General features: G+C 64.1%; 15 protein-coding genes. 10 read left to right on the forward strand and 5 right to left on the reverse strand.

The window, feature by feature from the left end; all coding sequences use genetic code 11:
* The first annotated feature begins 144 nt into the window (after nucleotides 1-144).
* The 7 genes from speB (at nucleotide 145) to gabT (ending at nucleotide 9,018) form a co-directional block, all read left to right on the forward strand.
* Complete coding sequence (speB, locus tag H3H45_RS05675) at nucleotides 145-1,104, forward strand: agmatinase (protein WP_182832737.1); 960 nt, start codon at nucleotides 145-147, stop codon at nucleotides 1,102-1,104.
* The gene (locus H3H45_RS05680) at nucleotides 1,101-1,508 is read left to right on the forward strand and encodes a YybH family protein (RefSeq protein ID WP_182832738.1); all 408 of its coding nucleotides are present in this window, start codon (nucleotides 1,101-1,103) and stop codon (nucleotides 1,506-1,508) included. The genes speB and H3H45_RS05680 overlap by 4 nt, the downstream gene beginning before the upstream one ends.
* 20 nt (nucleotides 1,509-1,528) lie before the next feature.
* Complete coding sequence (locus H3H45_RS05685; RefSeq protein WP_182832739.1) at nucleotides 1,529-3,052, forward strand: purine-cytosine permease family protein; 1,524 nt, start codon at nucleotides 1,529-1,531, stop codon at nucleotides 3,050-3,052.
* Between the two features lie 192 nt (nucleotides 3,053-3,244).
* A complete protein-coding gene (locus H3H45_RS05690; RefSeq protein WP_182832740.1) occupies nucleotides 3,245-3,982 on the forward strand; it encodes an MBL fold metallo-hydrolase in 738 nt (245 codons plus the stop codon).
* A 45-nt stretch (nucleotides 3,983-4,027) separates the two neighbouring features.
* Nucleotides 4,028-5,467: an aldehyde dehydrogenase family protein gene (locus H3H45_RS05695; RefSeq protein WP_182832741.1), complete on the forward strand. Its 1,440-nt coding sequence runs from the start codon at nucleotides 4,028-4,030 to the stop codon at nucleotides 5,465-5,467.
* Between the two features lie 474 nt (nucleotides 5,468-5,941).
* The gene (gene gabD, locus H3H45_RS05700; protein ID WP_182832742.1) at nucleotides 5,942-7,393 is read left to right on the forward strand and encodes an NADP-dependent succinate-semialdehyde dehydrogenase; all 1,452 of its coding nucleotides are present in this window, start codon (nucleotides 5,942-5,944) and stop codon (nucleotides 7,391-7,393) included.
* Between the two features lie 344 nt (nucleotides 7,394-7,737).
* Complete coding sequence (gene gabT / locus H3H45_RS05705; protein ID WP_182832743.1) at nucleotides 7,738-9,018, forward strand: 4-aminobutyrate--2-oxoglutarate transaminase; 1,281 nt, start codon at nucleotides 7,738-7,740, stop codon at nucleotides 9,016-9,018.
* Between the two features lie 280 nt (nucleotides 9,019-9,298).
* Here the strand turns inward: gabT and H3H45_RS05710 are convergent, their stop codons facing one another.
* A complete protein-coding gene (locus H3H45_RS05710; RefSeq protein WP_182832744.1) occupies nucleotides 9,299-9,892 on the reverse strand; it encodes a 2-hydroxychromene-2-carboxylate isomerase in 594 nt (197 codons plus the stop codon).
* Between the two features lie 162 nt (nucleotides 9,893-10,054).
* On the reverse strand, nucleotides 10,055-10,795 hold the full coding sequence (locus tag H3H45_RS05715; RefSeq protein WP_182832745.1) for an SDR family oxidoreductase: 741 nt from the start codon (nucleotides 10,793-10,795) through the stop codon (nucleotides 10,055-10,057).
* Between the two features lie 90 nt (nucleotides 10,796-10,885).
* Between H3H45_RS05715 and H3H45_RS05720 the strand changes: the two genes are divergently transcribed.
* Nucleotides 10,886-11,443: a TetR/AcrR family transcriptional regulator gene (locus tag H3H45_RS05720; protein WP_182832746.1), complete on the forward strand. Its 558-nt coding sequence runs from the start codon at nucleotides 10,886-10,888 to the stop codon at nucleotides 11,441-11,443.
* A gap of 186 nt (nucleotides 11,444-11,629) precedes the next feature.
* Nucleotides 11,630-12,847 (forward strand): HDOD domain-containing protein, encoded by a 1,218-nt coding sequence (locus tag H3H45_RS05725; protein ID WP_182832747.1) that lies wholly within the window; start codon nucleotides 11,630-11,632, stop codon nucleotides 12,845-12,847.
* Here H3H45_RS05725 and H3H45_RS05730 read toward each other — a convergent pair.
* Together H3H45_RS05730 and H3H45_RS05735 are read right to left on the reverse strand one after the other, a co-directional pair.
* Nucleotides 12,834-15,725 carry an EAL domain-containing protein gene (locus H3H45_RS05730; protein WP_182832748.1) on the reverse strand — a complete coding sequence of 964 codons (2,892 nt, stop codon included), beginning with the start codon at nucleotides 15,723-15,725 and terminating at the stop codon, nucleotides 12,834-12,836. The two genes, H3H45_RS05725 and H3H45_RS05730, sit on opposite strands and share 14 nt — an antisense overlap.
* 103 nt (nucleotides 15,726-15,828) lie before the next feature.
* Nucleotides 15,829-16,518, reverse strand: a complete 690-nt coding sequence (locus H3H45_RS05735; protein ID WP_182832749.1) for a Crp/Fnr family transcriptional regulator — start codon at nucleotides 16,516-16,518, stop codon at nucleotides 15,829-15,831.
* A gap of 94 nt (nucleotides 16,519-16,612) precedes the next feature.
* Here H3H45_RS05735 and H3H45_RS05740 point away from each other — a divergent pair, with 94 nt between their 5' ends.
* Nucleotides 16,613-17,137: an Mpo1 family 2-hydroxy fatty acid dioxygenase gene (locus H3H45_RS05740; protein ID WP_182832750.1), complete on the forward strand. Its 525-nt coding sequence runs from the start codon at nucleotides 16,613-16,615 to the stop codon at nucleotides 17,135-17,137.
* A 256-nt stretch (nucleotides 17,138-17,393) separates the two neighbouring features.
* On the opposite strand, the gene H3H45_RS05745 is transcribed toward H3H45_RS05740, so the two are convergent.
* On the reverse strand, nucleotides 17,394-18,158 hold the full coding sequence (locus H3H45_RS05745; protein ID WP_182832751.1) for a hypothetical protein: 765 nt from the start codon (nucleotides 18,156-18,158) through the stop codon (nucleotides 17,394-17,396).
* Nucleotides 18,159-18,219: the final 61 nt, after the last annotated feature.

Raw genomic sequence — 18,219 nt, forward strand, 5'->3', positions numbered from 1 at the left:
TCCGGCGCCGCTAACCCATCCTACAGAGGTGTTTTTCAGTTTAGAAATTCCTGAACTAATTTTTTGCCTGCAGCGATTTGTCGCAGGTGCTGCCTGACCAAAAATCGGCACGACTAATAACCACAACAATGCTGAGGCCACGCGGTGGACAAGATCCTGCACCAGCCCCTGGGCGGCAACGAGATGCCGCGTTTCGGTGGCATCGCCACCATGATGCGCCTGCCGCATATCCAGAAAACTGAAGAGAAACGTCAACTGGATGTCGGCTTCGTCGGCGTGCCCCTGGATATCGGCACTTCGCTGCGCTCCGGCACGCGCTTCGGCCCGCGCGAGATCCGTGCCCAGTCGGTGATGATCCGCCCCTACAACATGGCCACCGGCGCGGCGCCGTTCGACTCGCTGAACGTCGCCGATATCGGCGATGTGCCGATCAACACTTTCAATATGGCCGAGGCCATCCGCATCATCGAGGACGCCTACGACGAGATCCTCGAACTGGGCATCATCCCCCTGACCCTGGGCGGTGATCACACCATCACCTTGCCAATCCTGCGGGCGATCAAGAAGAAGCACGGCAAGGTCGGTCTGGTGCATATCGATGCGCATGCCGACGTCAACGACCACATGTTTGGCGAGAAAATCGCCCATGGCACCACTTTCCGCCGTGCCGTCGAGGAAGACTTGCTCGACTGCGACCGCGTGGTGCAGATCGGCCTGCGTGCCCAGGGCTATACCGCCGAGGACTTCAACTGGAGCCGCAAGCAGGGCTTTCGCGTGGTCCAGGCCGAGGAGTGCTGGCACAAATCGCTGGCGCCGCTGATGGCTGAAGTACGCGAAAAAGTCGGTGGCGGCCCCGTGTACCTGAGCTTCGATATCGACGGCATCGACCCGGCTTGGGCACCTGGCACCGGTACCCCGGAAATCGGCGGCCTGACCACCATCCAGGCCATGGAAATCATCCGTGGCTGCCAGGGCCTGCAGCTGGTCGGCGGCGATCTGGTCGAGGTCTCACCACCCTACGACACCACCGGCAACACCTCGTTGCTGGGCGCCAACCTGCTCTACGAGATGCTCTGCGTGTTGCCGGGAGTGACACACAAATGAATCCCACCGAACAGGTTCTGGCCGCCGCCCGCGACCTGGTGCAAGCCTTCGCCAGCAATGACACGGCTTCCTACTTCGCTGCTTTCAGCGAAGATGCCACGTTCGTTTTCCACACCTGCGCGCAGCCGCTGCTGTCACGTGCCGCCTACCAGGCGCTGTGGCAGGAATGGCAGGCCGATGGCTTTGAAGTTCTGGCCTGCACCTCGAGCAACCCGGTCGTCAGCTTGCAGGGCGAGTTGGCGATTTTTATCCACGACGTGGCTACCCGCCTGCGTCTGGGCCACGAGGAAGTCGCAAGCCTGGAGCGCGAAACCATCGTGTTCCGCCAACAACCAGAACAGGGCCGTTGGCTGGCCTGCCATGAGCATCTTTCGGCTATGCCGGAGCAGCTGCCGCCAACCTGATCAGTACCCGGAGAGTGAACATGCACAACAACAATAAGCAGCACGCCATCACAGAGATAGAAGCCTTCGGGGTCGAACAGATTCCCGATAGCGAACGCAGCGCCAAACCCTTCGACCTGTTCCGCATCATCTTCGGCGGTGCCAACACCTTCGCCACCGCTTTCCTCGGCAGTTTCCCGGTGATCTTCGGCCTGTCGTTCCAGGCCGGCGCCTGGGCCATCCTGCTCGGTGTGCTGGTCGGCTCGATCATCCTCGCGCCCATGGGCCTGTTCGGCCCGCTCAACGGCACCAACAACGCGGTGTCCTCCGGGGCGCACTTCGGTGTGCACGGGCGCATCGTCGGCTCCTTCCTCTCTCTGCTCACCGCCATCGCCTTCTTCTCGCTGTCGGTGTGGAGCTCGGGCGATGCCCTGGTCGGCGGCGCCAAGCGCCTGGTCGGCCTGCCGGAAACCGATCTCAGCCTGGGCCTGGCCTACGGTCTGTTCGCCAGCCTGGTGCTGATCGTCTGCATCTACGGCTTTCGCTTCATGCTGTGGGTCAACAAGGTCGCGGTGATCGGCGCCAGTGCGCTGTTCCTGCTTGGTATCGTTGCCTTCGCCGGGCCGTTCGATGCCAGCTATGCCGGCAGCGTACAACTGGGGCAGCCGGGCTTCTGGGCCGCCTTCATCGGCGCCGCCCTGCTGGCCATGAGCAACCCGGTGTCGTTCGGCGCCTTCCTCGGTGACTGGGCGCGCTACATCCCGCGCCAGACCTCGCCGGCGCGCATCATGCTGGCGGTGATCGGCGCACAGGCCGCCACCCTGGTGCCGTTCTTCTTCGGCCTGATCACTGCCACCATCGTCGCCACCCTGGCACCGGACTACATCGCCAACTACAACTACGTCGGCGGTCTGCTGGCCGTGTCGCCGGGTTGGTTCTTCCTGCCGGTGTGCCTGATTGCGGTGATTGGCGGCATGTCCACCGGCTCCACCTCGCTGTATGGCACCGGCCTGGACATGTCCAGCGTGTTCCCGCGCCTGCTCAGCCGGGTCAAGGCCACGGTGATGATCGGCTTGCTGTCGATCGCCTTCATCTTCATCGGCCGCTTCGCGTTCAACCTGGTGCAGAGCGTGTCGACCTTCGCCGTGCTGATCATTACCTGCACCAGTCCGTGGATGGTGATCATGATCCTCGGTCTGCTGGTGCGTCGCGGCTTCTACCGCCCCGATGACCTGCAGGTGTTCACCCGCGGCCAGCGTGGCGGCGCCTACTGGTTCCATGGCGGCTGGAACTGGCGCGGCATGGGCGCCTGGATTCCCAGCGCAGTGATCGGCCTGTGCTTCGTCAACCTGCCGGGGCAATTCGTTGGCCCGCTTGGCGAACTGGCTGGTGGCATCGATATCAGCCTGCCGGTGACCCTCGGTCTGGCTGCGGTGCTGTACCTGCTGTTGCTGGTACTGTTCCCAGAGCCTGCCGAAGTCTATGGCCCGCAAGGCCCGCGCTGGATCAAGGCGGGCGCGTCCGACCCGCAACCGGTGATTCAGGACAGCCCTGAGGCGGCCTAAGCGCAAACGATCTACCCTCGTGACGGCCATTCGCGAATGCAGTGGGTCTGAACGAGGGCGGCGATGGGTGGGCGCCTATTGAAACGGGCGCCGGCTTGGTCGCCAGCCCGAATAAAAGCTTCAACCTCGGCGAGCGCGTCCGTGACCAGCCTGGTTGTTCATCGTTGCAACGGGGCCTGAGGAGATCCATTCATGAAGATTGTCAGCCGCGAGCACTGGTTCGAGGTGCAGCGCCTGGATGACGGCATCCGCCTGATCCATGAGCCCTACATTCGTCCGTTCTACCGCTGCAACCTGTGGCATATCCAGGGCCGCGAGCGCGATGTACTGATCGACTCCGGCTCCGGTCTGGTCAGTCTGCGCGAGCAGTTGCCCTGGCTCACCGAGAAGCCCTTGCTGGCGGTGGCCAGTCACTGCCACTTCGACCATATCGCCGGGCATCACGAATTTCCCGAGCGTCTGGTGCACCCTGCTGAGGCCGATATTCTCGCCGAGCCGGACGGTGCCAATACCCTGGCCACGGCCTTTGTCGGCGATGAGATGTTCGAGGCCCATCCGGATTGCCCGCTGTGTTATGCCGAGTATCAGGTCAAGGCGGCTCCTGCCACGCGCCTGGTTGAGGAGGGTGATGTGCTGGACCTGGGCGACCGGGTGCTGCAGGTGCTGCACACCCCAGGCCATTCACCGGGCGGCATCAGCCTGTGGGAAGCGCAGACGCAGACGCTGTTTTCCGGGGATATCCTCTACGACGGCCCGCTGATTGAGGATGCCTACCACTCCAACCTGGACCATTACGCCCGCAGCCTGGCGCGTCTGCGCGAGCTCCCGGTGCGCGTGGTGCATGGCGGCCACTTTCCCAGTTTTTCCGGCGAGCGCATGCGCGAATTGATCGACGCCTGGTTTGCCGCTCATCCAGGCCAAGCCTGCTGAAACCCCGTACCCACTCTTTCACCCTCATAGCTGTTCAGGTGACCCGTGACTGCCCAACTCTTTATTGATGGCACCTGGCAAACCGCCAGTTGCGCCACCCGTCTGCCCGTGTTCAACCCCAGTAACGGTGAGCAGATTGCCAGCGTCGCCTGCGCCTCAGAAGCCGATGTCGAGTTGGCCGTACAAGCAGCGCAGCGCGCCCTGCCGGCCTGGAGCCAGCGCCCGGCCAGCGAGCGTGCCGCCTACCTGCGCGCCTTCGCCGCACAGATCGAGGCGCGTGGTCCGCAGCTGATCGAGTTGCAGATGCGCAACAGCGGCAAGCCCCGGCATGAGGCCGAGCTGGATATAGCCGACGCCATTGCCACCTTCGTCTATTACGCCGATCTGGCCGACGGCCTGGATGCCCGCCAGAACGCCGCCGTAGCCCTGCCGGATAGCAGCTACCAGGCCTTTACTCGCCTGGAGCCGCTCGGTGTGGTCGGGCTGATCGTGCCGTGGAATTTCCCCCTGGTCACCAGCGCCTGGAAGCTCGCCCCGGCGCTCGCCGCAGGCTGCTGTGTGGTGCTCAAACCCTCAGAGCTGACACCGCTGATCGAACTGCAACTGGGCGAGATCGCCAGCGCCATCGGCCTGCCGGCAGGGGTGTTCAACCTGCTGCCGGGCGATGCCGCCACTGGCGCGGCCCTGGTTGCTCACCCGCAGATCGCCAAGTTGTCCTTTACCGGCAGCAATGCGGTGGGGCGCAAGGTGATGCAGGCCGCTAGCGCACGTACCCTGCCGGTAGCCCTGGAGCTGGGCGGCAAGTCACCGATCCTGGTGTTTGCCGATAGTGACCTGGAGCAGGCGGTGCAATGGATCATCGCCGGTATCTGCTGGAATGCCGGGCAGATGTGCTCGGCCACTTCGCGCCTGCTGGTCGAGGAGAGCATCGCCGACGCGCTGCTGGACAGGCTGGCCAGCGCCCTGGCCGCCCTCAAGGTCGGCGATCCACACAGCGAAGGCTGCGAAATGGGGCCGATGACCAGCCAGGCGCAGCTGCACAAGGTGCTGGAGTATTTCGCCATCGCCGAGCGCGAAGGCTTGCAATGCCTCGGCGGCGCGCGGCAATTGCCGGGGCCTGGCTGGTTCGTCGCGCCCACGCTGTACGCCGACGTGCCACAAGACAGCCGCTTGTGGCGCGAGGAAATCTTTGGCCCGGTGCTCTGCACTAGACGCTTCAAAGATGAAGCGGATGCGCTTCAGCAAGCCAACGCCTGCGATTTCGCCCTGGCCGCCACCGTGGTCAGCGCCGACCGCAACCGCGCCCTGCGCGTGGCGGCAGCGCTGGAAGCCGGGCATGTGTGGATCAACTCGGCTCAGGTGATCTATCCACACACCTCCTGGGGCGGTGGCAAGGCCAGCGGCATTGGTCGCGAGTTGGGGCCTTGGGGGCTGTCGGCGTTTCAGCAGGTCAAGCACATCACCGTGCCCCACGCGGATAGCTGAACCGAAACGACCCGACGGGCCATGGGCTCAACCCTGAGCAATACCTGCCAAATGGAGAACCCGGCCATTTGATTAGTGAAGTGGCCTACCTGCCCGGCCTGCCAACTCTGCGGTGAGCAGAGCACCAGCCCTTACCTCGATGGCGGCTGCATGCGCTGTAGTGCGGGGTGGAAAACACTACATGCCATGGTGATATGGATGTTCTTAATATCGAACAGATATGCTGTTGCCCTGGCTCCTGTTGACATGGCTGGAGGGCTGGGGCGCCTGAGCGGCAGCGCAAAAGCAGAGGAAGTGCGGGGCACAGGCCGCCTCTCATACTTTTTGGTTATTTTGTTGGTTTTATCGAACATAGCTCTTGCCCTTTGCCGACGTCGGCCCTAGCATTCGTTTGACATTTCAAACGCCGGCACCTCGTCGCTGCGATTCGCTGCTGTGCTGCCTGCCCCTCGGCGCCCTTACCAGGAGAACAAGATGCAACTGAAAGACGCCCAGCTGTTCCGCCAGCAAGCCTACATCGACGGTCAGTGGCTGGACGCCGACAGCGGCCAGACCATCGCGGTCAACAACCCGGCCACCGGCGAGATCATTGGCTCCGTGCCGAAAATGGGCCGCGCCGAGACCCGTCGCGCCATCGAAGCCGCCGAGCGCGCCCTGCCGGCCTGGAGCGCGCTGACCGCCAAGGATCGCGCCAACCGCCTGCGTCGCTGGTTCGAACTGATGATGGAAAACCAGGACGACCTCGGCCGCCTGATGACCATCGAGCAGGGCAAGCCGCTGAGCGAAGCCAAGGGCGAAATCGCCTACGCCGCCTCCTTCCTCGAGTGGTTCGCCGAAGAAGCCAAACGCATCTATGGCGACACCATTCCCGGCCACCAGCCGGACAAGCGCATCATCGTGCTCAAGCAGCCGATCGGCGTGACTGCAGCCATCACCCCGTGGAACTTCCCTTCCGCGATGATCACCCGTAAAGCCGGTCCGGCCCTGGCCGCCGGTTGCACCATGGTGCTCAAGCCCGCGTCGCAGACCCCGTACTCCGCCCTGGCCCTGGCCGCCCTGGCCGAGAAAGCCGGGATTCCGGCTGGCGTGTTCAGCGTGGTCACCGGCAGCGCCGGCGAAGTCGGCGGCGAGCTGACCAGCAACCCGATCGTGCGCAAGCTGACCTTCACCGGCTCCACCGAAATCGGTCGCCAGCTGATGGCCGAGTGCGCCCAGGACATCAAGAAAGTGTCCCTGGAGCTGGGCGGCAACGCGCCGTTCATCGTCTTCGACGACGCCGACCTGGATGCCGCCGTGGAAGGCGCCCTGATCTCCAAGTACCGCAACAACGGCCAGACCTGCGTCTGCGCCAACCGCCTGTATATTCAGGACGGCGTGTACGACGCCTTCGTCGACAAGCTGAAAGCCGCTGTGGCCAAGCTGAAGATCGGCAACGGTCTGGAAGACGGCACCACCACCGGTCCGCTGATCGACAACAAGGCCGTGGCCAAGGTCCAGGAACACATCGAGGACGCCATCAGCAAAGGCGCCAAGCTGGTTGCCGGCGGCAAGCCGCACAGCCTGGGTGGCAGCTTCTTCGAACCGACTATCCTGATCGACGTGCCGAACAACGCTGCCGTGGCCAAGGAAGAAACCTTCGGTCCGCTGGCGCCGCTGTTCCGCTTCAAGGACGAGGCCGAAGTGATTGCCATGTCCAACGACACCGAGTTCGGCCTGGCCTCCTACTTCTATGCCCGCGACCTGGGCCGCGTGTTCCGCGTGGCGGAAAAGCTGGAGTACGGCATGGTCGGCATCAACACTGGGGTGATCTCCACCGAAGTGGCGCCGTTCGGCGGCGTTAAGGCCTCCGGCCTGGGGCGTGAAGGCTCCAAGTACGGTATCGAGGACTACCTCGAGCTGAAGTATCTGTGCCTCGGCGGTATCTGAAACATGTCCGTGGTTGGCTGCGCGTCGGCCATGCAGCGTTGCAATCGGGTTCGGGCTGCTCATTTACAGCTCGTAAACTGCGCGCCCTCACCCGATTGCGCCTTGCCTGGCGCTAGCTCGCCGAACCACGCACAAGTTTCATAGTTTTGATTTTCCGTGGGTGTCGGGTGACAGGCAGGAGCCGTGGTCACCCGGCGTCGGCGTTTCCGGTGGTGGCACCGGCGAACCCTGCAGACGAATCGGCAGGTGCTTGGCAGTTCGATCATCGTTAGCTGCCAAGTCCCGCCCCATCGTCATCATCCTTGGACCAAGCCGCGCCAACACAAGCGGCCGATGAGGAAACCATGAGCAAGACCAACGAATCCATTCTGCAACGCCGTGCTGCCGCTGTTCCGCGCGGTGTAGGCCAAATCCACCCGATCGTCGCCGAGCGCGCCGAGAACGCCACCGTGTGGGACGTCGAAGGCCGCGAGTACATCGACTTCGCCGGCGGTATCGCCGTGCTCAACACCGGTCACCTGCACCCGAAAGTGGTGGCAGCCGTGCAGGAGCAGCTGACCAAGCTGTCGCACACCTGCTTCCAGGTCCTGGCCTACGAGCCCTACATCGAGCTGTGCGAAGAAATCGCCAAGCGCGTACCGGGCAACTTCGCCAAGAAGACCCTGCTGGTCACCTCCGGCTCCGAAGCGGTTGAGAACGCCGTGAAGATCGCCCGTGCCGCCACCGGCCGTGCCGGCGTGATCGCCTTCACCGGCGCCTACCATGGCCGTACCATGATGACCCTGAGCCTGACCGGCAAGGTCGTACCCTACTCCGCTGGCATGGGCCTGATGCCGGCTGGCGTGTACCGCGCCGTTGCCCCGTGCGAAATCCACGGCGTCAGCGAAGACGAGTCGATCGCCAGCATCGAGCGCATCTTCAAGAACGACGCGCAGCCGCAGGACATCGCCGCCATCATCATCGAGCCGGTGCAGGGCGAAGGTGGTTTCTACGTCAACTCGCCGGCCTTCATGAAGCGCCTGCGCGCCCTGTGCGACCAGCACGGCATCCTGCTGATCGCCGACGAAGTGCAGACCGGCGCTGGCCGTACCGGCACCTTCTTCGCCACCGAGCAGCTGGGCATCGTTCCGGACCTGACCACCTTCGCCAAATCGGTCGGCGGCGGCTTCCCGATCTCCGGCGTCTGCGGCAAGGCCGAGATCATGGACGCCATCGCCCCGGGCGGCCTGGGCGGCACCTATGCCGGTAGCCCGATCGCCTGCGCCGCGGCCCTGGCCGTGCTGAAAGTGTTCGACGAAGAGAAGCTGCTTGAGCGCAGCCAGGCGGTGGGCGAGAAGCTCAAGGCTGGCCTGCGCGAAATCGCGGCCAAGCACAAGGTTATCGGTGACGTGCGTGGCCTGGGTTCGATGATCGCCATCGAGCTGTTCGAAGGCGGCGACGCCAACAAGCCGGCCGCCGAGCTGACCGGCAAGATCGTGGCCAAGGCGCGCGAGAAGGGTCTGATCCTGCTGTCGTGCGGCACCTACTACAACGTGGTGCGTTTCCTCATGCCGGTCACCATTCCGGACGCCCAGCTGGAAAAAGGTTTGGCCATCGTCGCCGAGTGCTTCGACGAGCTGGCGTAACTGCTCTGCCGAGGCTTCCTCCTCCCCGTTGGAGGCCTCACAGAATCCGCCTGAAGCTCACCAGGCCAGGCGTTTCTTTAAGACCCGCGCAAGCGGGTCTTTTTTTGTCTGGCGAATGGCTACCAGCGCGGGCATCGCGAAGAGCCTGTTTACGATCTTTTGGGCTAGAGCCAGGCAAGGCAAAAGCAGCCGAGGAAGCGGAGTTTACAGTTGTAAATGAGCATTCCGAGGCTGCTTTTAACGCCGCATGGCCGATGACCAGGAGATCGTAAATAGGTTCTCAGGCCTGCAGCGCTTCCGCGACAAAATCCAGGCGATCCTGGCCGAAAAACAGCTCGTTGCCGACGAACATGCTCGGTGCGCCGAATACGCCACGCTTGACCGCTTCCTCGGTGGTGGCCTTGAGTTGGTCCTTGACCTCCTGCTCGGCCGTCAGCGCCAGCAGCGCCTGTGCATCGAACCCCGCTTCGCTCAATACCTTGCCCAGTACCGCCAGGTCGCCGAGGTTTAAGGCATCGACCCACATGGCTCGGAAGATTGCGCTCACATAGGCGTCGAAACGCTCCGGCATGCGCAGTTGCACCGCTACCGCGCCACGCATCAGGCCCAAGGTGTTGATCGGGAAGTTTGGGTTGAACTGCATTGGCACCTGGTAGCGGCGGGCGAAGCGCTGCAGGTCCTGGATCATGAAGCGGCCCTTGCTCGGGATGGTGATCGGCGAGGCGTTCTTCGTCGCCTGGAACACGCCACCCAGCAGCATGGGCTTGTACACCAGCTCGGCATCCGCCGCGGCGCAGATCGCCGGCAACTGGGTCCATGCCAGGTAGGTGGTGGGGCTGCCGAAGTCGAAGTAGAACTCGACGGATTTGCTCATCAATAAATTCTCTCTTGTTGTTTTAACGAGTTTTCACGACCCAGCGAGCGGTGTTCAGGCTAGGCGGCGAAGTGGAGAGAAAGCGCAGTTGGCTGCTGCCAATGAGCATTTCGCACCGCTTCGCCAACAACGCCCGTGCGTCGCCCAGCGGGTCGATTCACGTCACCACTTCTCCATCCAGGGACGCAGATCGAGTTCGAAGGTCCAGGCATCGCGTGGCTGGGCGTGCAGGAACCAGTAGTTATCGGCGATATGCTCGGGATTGAGGATACCGTCCTGCTCCTTGCGCGCGTACATCTCGGGGAAGCTGTCGCGGATAAAGGCGGTGTCGATGGCACCGTCCACCACCACGTGGCCGACGTGGATATTCATTGGCCCAAGCTCACGCGCCATGCTCTGCGCCAGGGCGCGCACGCCGTGCTTGGCGCCGGCGAAGGCGGCGAAGTGCGAGGCGCCGCGCAGGCCGGCAGTGGCACCGGTGAACAGGATGGTGCCGCGGTCACGGGTGACCATGCGCCGCGCCACTGCCTGGGCGGTAAGGAAGGCGGAGAAGCAGGCCATTTCCCAGATCTTGAAGTACTTGCGCGCGGTCTCTTCGAGGATGCTGCACGGCACGTTGGCGCCGATGTTGAAGATGAAGGCCTCGATCGGGCCGATGCTGCTCTCGATCTGCTCGACCAGTGCGGCAACCTCGTCTTCCTTGCGCGCATCCGAGGCGAAGCCATGGGCCTGGCCGCCGGCTGCACGGATCTCATCCACCAGCGGCTGCAGCTTGTCGGCGCTGCGCCGGGTCACGCAGGCGATGTAGCCCTCGCGGGCGAAGCGCTTGGCGATGGCCCCGCCGGTGGCGTCGCCGGCGCCGATCACCAGTACCACTTTGTTGTCGTTGTTCTGCGTGCTCATGGACTTCACCTTTACTAAACGATCGTTAGCTAAACGGACGTTATGCTACGCTCGCTGCACCGTCAAGCAGGTTTAGCAGCGGAGACTTCCATGCGCTATTCGCCCGAGCACAAGGCCCAGACCCGCGAGAAGCTGTTGCAGAGCAGCGGCGCCATCGCCAAGCAGGGTGGTTTTGCCGTTGCCGGCGTGGATAGCCTGATGAAGGCCGTCGGCCTGACGGGAGGGGCGTTCTACAGCCACTTCCCGTCGAAGAACGACCTGTTCAGCGCCATCGTCGAGCGCGAACTGAGCCAGAGCGTGGCGCGGCTCGGTGACGACGCCGAGGTCAGCCGCGCCAAGCTGCAGCGCTGCCTGGCGCGTTACCTGAGCCTGGCCCATGTGCAGCACGCGGACAGCGGCTGCGCCATCCCCACCCTGGGTGCCGAGATTGCCCGCGCGGATATCCGTGTGCGCGAGCAGGCCGAGCACTGGCTGGTGCGCCTGCAACAGGCCTGGGCCGAGGTGCTGGGCAGTGGCGAGCTGGCCTGGGCGATCCTCGCCCAGTGTGTCGGCGCGCTGGTGGTGGCGCGCATGCTGGCCACGGAACAGCGCCAGGAAGAAGTCCTGGCAGCCAGCAAGGCGCTGCTGGCGGAGATCGTGCAGCTATAGGCCTGCGGCAATTCGCCTCTGCAAACCTTGAAATAGAGCCTTGTCGGGCAACGGGGGCGATGTAACGCTTAACCTGACAGATTGTCCGGTATTTCGTCGGATTGCCCTGGCACCCTCGTACTTAATCCGTAGACTGGCGCGCCTTCCGTTTGACGCCACTATTTTGCCATCACTTTTGAGGTTTCCATGACTGCCCCGGTTGCTGCTCCGGAGATTCTGATTGCCGAAGCGAACCCCTGGACAGCCGATCTGCTTGCCCAGCTGGTGCTCGATGTACGTGGCGACGCCGTGGTGACCAAGGTCGCCGATGGCCAGGCGGCCCTGGCCCGTTGCCGGCGCCGGCTACCGGACCTGGTGATTGCCGACGGTGAGCTGGCCGCGCTCGACGGCGTCGAGCTGCTGCGCCAGGTGCGCCGCCATCCGCGTACGCCGGCCTTGCCCTTCATTCTGATCAGCCGGCATACCGATGCGCGCAGCGTGCGTGCGGCCCTGCCGTTGGCGCCGACCGCTTACCTGGCCAAGCCGTTCAACGCAGAAATCCTGCGCCAGCGCCTGCAGGGCCTGTTGCAGGTGCCTGGCGTGGCGGTGCTCCCGCCGCGGCCGGCGCTGCTGGTCAGCGACCTCAACGAATACCTCGACGGCGTGCGTGAGGAAGGCCAGGGCGCGCCGCTGCTGGGTGACCTGCGTGATGCGGTGGCGCGCAGCCTGCAGGCCGCGGAACTGAGCCTGGGTGAGCTGGAGCAGGAGTTTGTGCGTGATCCGCAGATCACCGCGCGTCTGATCGCCGCCGCCAACAGTGGCGCCGAACACCGTGGCGTGGCCTGCCAGACCCTGTCCCAGGCCCTGCAGCGTCTGGGCGTGGCGCGTAGCCTGAACCTGGTGCTGGGCCTGGCCGTACAGCGCAATGCACTGTTGCAGGATCCCCATCTGAGCGAGCTGGCTCTGCTGGCCGGTCGCCAGGCCCAGCAGAGTGCGGAGCTGGCCTACTGGTTGGCTGGGCGTCTGGGTCTGGATAACGAGCTGTGCTACACCGCCGGCCTGCTGCACAACATTGGCGAGCTGGCCCTGCTGCGCAGCCTGCAGGATTGGTTGGATGCCGGCGGCGTGCTGAGCAATGAGCAGATCGACGCGGCCCTGCGCCGGCGGGCCGCCGGTTTCGGTTCGGCCCTGCGTATCCGCTGGCGTCTGCCGTTCGGCCTGCGCGAACTGATCGCAGCCTTCTATGCCTTGGGTAGCGGGGTGTTCTCCCGCGAGGCGCTGGTGCTCAACCTGAGTGCCGAGTTCCTCGCGCTGCCGGCCAACCAGGGGCCGGAGCAGTTGGTGGAGTGCCGTGCGGCGAGCATGTTGCGGCTGTCGGCGGCCGTGCTCGGCCAGGTTCCGCCGAGTCTGTTCAGGCGCGACTGACCGGAGCCGTCGGGCGTTCCAATGCCAGGTCGGCCAGTTCGGCCAGCGGTTTGGGCTGGTCGATGAAATAGCCCTGGGCGAAGTCGATCCCCAGTTCGCGCAGGCATTCCAGGCCCGCGCTGTTTTCGACGAACTCGGCCACCGTCTGCAAACCCAGTTGCCGGGCGATTTGCACCATGGAGCTGACCATGGCGCGGTTGATCGGGTCGCGCTCGATGCCGAGGATGAAGGTGCCATCGATCTTCAGCAGGTCCAGCGGCAGGTGGCGTAGGTAGGCGTAGGAGGCGAAGCCGCTGCCGAAGTCATCCAGTGCCACCTTGATGCCTGTGGTGCGCAGGCGATTGATCCAGGTGGCCGAGGTGCCCAGTTCGGCCAGGGCGACCATCTCGGTGATTTCCAGGCACAGCTTGTGAGCCGGCAGGCGGTGGGTGTCCAGCAACTCGTCGAGTAGGTGGTGGAACTCGGGGTCGAGCAGCGAGGGTGCGCTGAGGTTGAGATTGACCTGCTGCAGCTGCGCCGCATGTTGCGGATTCTGCCCCAGCCACTGGCAGTAGCGGCTCAGTACCCAGCGATCGATTTCGGCGAGGAAGCCATAGCGTTCGGCGGCGGCGAAGAACTGCCCCGGCGCAATCCACTCGCCTGACTGTGGGTCGCGATAGCGCAGCAGTACCTCGTAGTGCCAGCCGCTTTCGCTGTGTTGCAGTGCTTGCACCGGTTGGTAGAACAGCTCGAAATGCTCCTGCTCGATGGCTTCGCGCAGGCGGTTGATCCACTGCAGTTGGCGCTGGTGTTCGAGCAGCGCGCCGTCTGCCGGGTTGAACAGGTGCACGCGGTTGCGCCCCTGGGCCTTGGCCATGTGACTGGCGTTGTCGGCCCAGTTCAGCGCCATTTCCCAGTCACCCACGCCGCTGTCCAGCTCCAGCACGCCGATGCTGGCGTACAGGGAGAACGGCCGGCCGTCGTAGCTGAACACGAACTGGGCCACGGCTTCGCGCAGGGCTTCGGCCTGGGCCAGGGCCTCGCGGGTGTCCGTGCCGCTCAGCAGCACGGCGAACTCGTCGCCGCCGATGCGCGCCAGCTCGCTGTTGCTGGGCAGACGGCCGAGCAGGTAGCTGGACAGTTGGCGCAACAACTGGTCGCCGGCGGAGTGGCCGCAAAGATCGTTGACCTGTTTGAACTGGTCGAGGTCGAGAAACAGCAGATGGCTGAAGTGCCGGCCATGTTGTTGCAGGCTCTCTTGCAGCAGGCGCTCCAGTTCGCGGCGATTGATCAGCCCGGTCAGCGAGTCGTGCGCCGCCAGGTTGGCCAGGCGCTGTTCCAGGGCGCGCCGCTCGCTGAGGTCGACGACGATACCTTCGATGCAGTGCTGCTCGCGCTGTTCGTGCAGCGACAGATGCACCCAGCGCACCTGGCCGCCACAGGCCAGCAGCTGCACTTCGCCACTGGCGGTGGGTTGCTCGGGGCTGAGTTGGGCACGCAGGCGCTGCCAGTCATTGCTGGCAATCAGGTTGTACATGGGTTGGCCTTGCAGCTGCGTGCTCTGTCCGTTGTCCAGATTGAGCAGGCGCATGAAGCTCGGGTTGCTCTCCAGCAGCACCCCCTGCAAGTTACAGCGGAAGATGCCTTCGGCGGCATTGCGGAACAGCGCGCGGTATTGCTCCAGGTTGACGATTGCCTGCCCCTGCGAAGCCAGCAGGGCCTTGCGTACATGGTCGAGCTGGCGACCGTTGAGCACACCGAAGAGGAACACGCTGATCACCGGCAGCCAGGCATGCAGGGTGTCGACCAATGTGCTGCGCGGAATCATGGCGCTGCGGCTCAGCGATAGCAGCAGCATGAGTAGGATCGCGGCACTCCAGAACAGGGCGAACCAGCCGGCGTAGGGGCGGCGCAGGTGCAGGGCGAAGAGCGTCAGGGCCAGCTGGAACAGGCCGGTGGCGAGCATCAGCTGATTGAATACGGCTGCAGGCAGGTGCTGTCCCGGGCTGAGCTGTACCCATAGTTGCGCGCCGACCAGAATCAGCAGCAGGGCATTGCGTAGCCAGCGTACGGGGCGCTGGTCGAGTTTGAGCGAGCTGCTGATGAACAGGGTGCTGAAAATCAGGGTGAGGGCGCCGCTGATATTGATCTCGAACAGCACCATCGCCGGCCAGTGAGGCCAGAGCAGCAGGCTGGTCAGGTCGTTGATCGCCGCGTTGTACCAGGCCACGCTGAGAATGGTGGCGCAGTAGTAACCCAGGCTGCGCTCGCGCACGGAGGCGAACTTGAACAGGTGGAACAGCGCCATGACCACCAGTGCGCCGACGATCAGGCCGTTGCCCAGCCAACTGCCGGCCAGCAACTGGCTTTTCTGCTCGGCGGGTACCAGTTTCAGCGGCAGGCTGATCGACGAGCTGCTGCGCACTCGCAGTATCACTTCCAGCTCGCCGGTACCGTAAGTCGGTAGCGGCAGCAGGAAGGCGCGCAGCGGTTCATCGCGGTGGGCGAAGGGTTGGGTATCGCCGGTCTGCCGGTACAGCTGCAGCTGGTCGTTGCTGAACACCCACAGCTGCACGTCGTCCAGGTAGGTATGGTCGAGCCATAAGTAATTGCGCTGGCCGGCTACGCCGCTCAGGCGCATGCCGAGCCACCAGGTGCTGCCGCTCCAGCCCAGGGAGGGTGTGCGGGTAAAGGTACTGCCAGCGCTGAGCAGGCGCACGCGGGCCTCGCGTACATCCCACTGGCCCTGGGGCTCCTCCAGCAGGCGCACGTGCAGGGCGCTATCGTCAGGCTTGGACCACAGCTGATTGAGCGGTAATTCGGCGCGCGCAGTGGCCATCAAGCAGGTGAGCAACAGCAGGCTCAACACAGGTTTCAGCCAGCGAACAGCAAATGGCATGCATGGCACCTGAGCGCAGGGAAGTGAAGGGGAACAGTGGCGCGGGCTCTTCTGGTTGCCCTCGGCAAGCTTAGCCGAGGCAGCCGATATTGGCCTTGCGCCACTAGTCGATTTGCGCAACCTGACGCAGGCACTCCAGGTCGAGGATTTCGATCTCGCCGTAGTTCAGGCGCAGGGCGCCGCGGGCTTCGAGTTCCTTGAGGATCTGGTTGGTGGTCTGCCGCGACAGCGCCAACATCAAGGCAAGCTGTTCCTGGGCCAGGTGGATCACCCGCCGCGGACCGGTCTCGCCGTAGCCTTCGGTGATCAGCAGCAGGCGCCGGGCCAGGCGCGGTGCCGCCGGCAGCAGGCTCATCTCTTCCAGGGCGATAAACGCCAGGCGCAGCTTCTGGCTCATCAGCAGGGCGAACTCCCGCCAGTAGTGCGGCTGCTGCTCAAGCAGCGCCAGCAGTGCGTTTTGCGGCACCTGCAACAGACGGGTCGGACCTTCGGCATAGGCGTCGTGGGTACGTGGTTGGCCGTCGAACAGGGAAATCTCGCCGAACCAGTAGGGCGGCTCGACCAGGGTCAGCAGGGCCTCCTTGCCGTCGCGATTGACCGCGCCCACGCGGATCGCCCCATCGAGCACGGCGTACAGGCCGCAGGGCGGATCGCCACGGCGGAACAGACGCTGCCCGCCACTCAGCTGGCGCTCGCTGGCCTGGTCGAGCAGGGCTTGCTGCAGAGCGGCGGGCAAGTGGCTGAACCAGTGACCGGCGAGCAGTTGCTGGCGCAGGGTGTCGGGGCTGGGCATCGCGTCTCCTGGGTTTGTCGGCTAGCTGACAGAGGCCATCAGCGCTACAGGGCCATTATCGATCAACCTGCCTGAATTATTGCGGAGATAGCCGATGAAGTCCCTTGTCGATCACCTTGGTCAGTACGCCGAGTACCACCGCGACCGGCGCAACATCTTCAGCCATTTCATCGGTATTCCATTGATTGTCGTGGCGGTCGCCGTACTGCTTTCGCGTCCCGGCTTCGAACTTGCCGGGCTGTGGTTGTCGCCGGCGCTGCTCACCGCAGTCGCCGCCTGCGTCTTCTACCTGCGTCTGGACCTGCGTTTCGGCCTGCTGATGGCCGCCTTGCTGGCGCTGTGCCTGTGGGCCGGCGCGGCGCTGGCGCAGCAGAGTACCCTGGTCTGGTTGAGCGCCGGCCTGGGCCTGTTCGTGGTTGGCTGGATCATCCAGTTCATCGGCCACTACTACGAGGGACGCAAGCCGGCCTTCGTCGACGACCTGATGGGCCTGGTGGTCGGCCCGCTGTTCGTGGTGGCTGAACTGGCTTTCCTCTGCGGCCTGCGTGATGAAGTGCGCCAGGCAGTAGAACGGCGCGCCGGGCCGACCTGCATCCGTCCGGGCAAAGCCCTGGCCTGAGGCGCCCCTCTTATACAAACGCCCGCCTGGTGCCGAACCAGGCGGGCGTTTTTCTTTGAGTGAACAGGGAGCGGAGCTGCCGGTTTCCCGGATTGCATCCGGGCTACGACTTAAGCGCTGTGCTCACCTCTCCCGAGACTGGGCCGCTGCAGTTGCCGCAAAAAAACGCCGCGATTCCTGGGGGGAATCGCGGCGTCTTTTCAGTGAATAGCATTCGAGTGTTAGCCCTGCTTGTAGAGGGCCGTTGCGCCTGCGCTCAGGGTGCCTGCTCGACCGAGTTGATGGCCATCCACTGGCTGCTCAGCGAGCGTGCATGGCGATCTACGGTGGTCGGCGCGAAGGCGCGGCCGGAGGCGCTGGCCAGGGCGTTGCTCTGGCTGTTCATGTCGAGCAGGGCGGCACGCAGGAAGTTCCAGCGGGTCTTGAGCTTGGCCAAGGCCGGGTTGCTCTTGTCGTCGAGCTTCTTCATTGCCGCATCGATATCCGGTACCAGCACGCGCTCGTCCTGGCCGATGTAGTTGTCTGGCTGCTCGCGGGCAATCTCGAAGGTGCCGATGTAGGAGCGGCTCAGGTACTGTACGGCGAGGTACTCGACCTTGCCTGGCAGTTCACCTTCCGCAGTGGCGTCGGGTACTGCGCGGGCCACGGTGAGCAGGTCACGCAGTGCCTGAGCCAGTTCTTCCGGATAACGCCATGGCACGTTGTCCTCATTGGGGCCAAAGGAAACACCTAGGCGTAACTGGGTAACAAGTTTGGTGGTCAATCCGGGAATTTCCGAGCTGGCGCTCATGGCATTCTGCGATGCGCTCTCCAGGTCGGCGATATCCTTGTCCAGGCGCGCCAGATGGGCCTCCTGAAAGCCCTCACCGCGCAGCAGCAGCAGGCTGCCAGTGGCTCGGCTGGCAAAAACCTGGACCTGTTCGGCGGCCGTCATCTGCGCCGAAGAGGCTTGTGCAGGGAGCAGCGTCAAAAGCCCCAGGCAGAGAAGAAAGAATTTAGCAATCAAAGGGTTACGGTTCATGCCGTGGTACTCCTTATTATTCTTGTGAACCGCGGGATCGTCGGTAAAGAGCAGCTACCGC

Source organism: Aquipseudomonas guryensis (assembly GCF_014164785.1).
GTDB lineage: Bacteria > Pseudomonadota > Gammaproteobacteria > Pseudomonadales > Pseudomonadaceae > Aquipseudomonas > Aquipseudomonas guryensis.